Annotated in this window: 1 protein-coding gene; it reads right to left on the bottom strand. The window is 63.2% G+C overall.

Features of this window, described 5'->3' with window-relative positions:
* Positions 1–27: 27 nt before the first annotated feature.
* Complete coding sequence (locus A5766_RS16335) at positions 28–1,239, bottom strand: IS30 family transposase (RefSeq protein ID WP_085941918.1); 1,212 nt, start codon at positions 1,237–1,239, stop codon at positions 28–30.
* Positions 1,240–1,287 lie beyond the last annotated feature (48 nt).

The following is a 1,287-nucleotide window of genomic DNA, read 5'->3' as shown; positions in this document are numbered from 1 at the left end:
GGCGGGTTCAAGGGATTGTGGCAACACCTATGGCTGAGTGTGTGAGGTTAGCAGTTCGGTGAAGGCTTCGGTGGGGGTGCGGAATCCGAGTGCGGCGCGTGGTCGGTTGTTGAGTGCTGCGGCGACGTGGTCGAGGTGGTCGCGACTGTGTACCGATAGGTCGGTCCCTTTCGGAAAGTATTGGCGCAGTAGCCCGTTGGTGTTCTCGTTGGTGCCACGCTGCCAGGGCGAGTGGGGATCACAAAACCACACCTTCACATTGTGATCGATCGCGATCTGGGCATGAACCCCACGCATCTCCGAGCCCTGATCCCAGGTGATCGAACGCCGAAGGTGCGCCGGCAACCCGCCGATCGCCACCTGCAACGCAGCACGCAGGTCCTCACCGGTGCGTGTGGTCGGCATATGCAGCAACATCACATACCGGGTCGAGCGTTCGACCAACGTGCCGATCTGCGAACGCCCGTCACGGCCCACGATGCAGTCACCTTCCCAGTCACCGGGAACCGCACGATCACCCACCTCGGGGGGACGATGAGCGATCAGCAACTCCCGCGGCACGATACTGGGGCCCGTCGTGGACGCGGTACGCGGTTTACGCGCTGCCCGACCCGACCTCAACGACGCCTTGACCTGCTTTTTCATCTCCCCACGCGGGAACACATACAAAGCCTGATAGATCGCTTCATGACTGATGCGCATGCCCTCATCCTCCGGGAAATCACGCACCAGCCGAGCGCTGATCTGTTGCGGCGACCAGTACTCGTCACCACTGAGTTTGTCCCACACATACGCGCGTAACCGATCATTGTCCTCCAGCTTGCGCAACTTCGGACGCGCCCGCCGACGCTGCGCGCTGCGATGGGCGTAGGCCGCCCCATACGGGCGGTGCACAGCCCGGTTACGCCGCAACTCACGACTGATCGTCGACGGGGAACGCTGCAGATCACGCGCGATCTCGCGGACCCCAAGACCCGCAGCGGTCTTGTGCGCGACCAGATCACGCTCCTGCGCCGACAAATACCGTGACTGCGGACCAGGCCCCTGTTCATCCACTACGCTCGGCCGGGCAACTCGAGGGATCACTCCTCCATGTTTGGCCACCAACCGGTAACCCAACCGAGAAGAGAACCCCGCGCGTCGCGCGGCCAGCGCCGTGGGCATACCCTCCCGCCGCGCCTGCCAAAACTCCCACACTGCCAACGGCGGCATCGACTGACCACGCCTCAACACCCGCATCACACACCCCAATCACTCAGAGTGTTGCCACGTTCCCTTGAACCCGCC

The sequence above is a fragment of the Gordonia sp. 852002-51296_SCH5728562-b genome (assembly GCF_001665475.1).
GTDB classification, from domain to species: Bacteria; Actinomycetota; Actinomycetes; order Mycobacteriales; family Mycobacteriaceae; genus Gordonia; species Gordonia sputi.
Note: the sequence above shows the minus strand (reverse complement) of the source record. Positions and strands in the feature narration are given on the sequence as shown.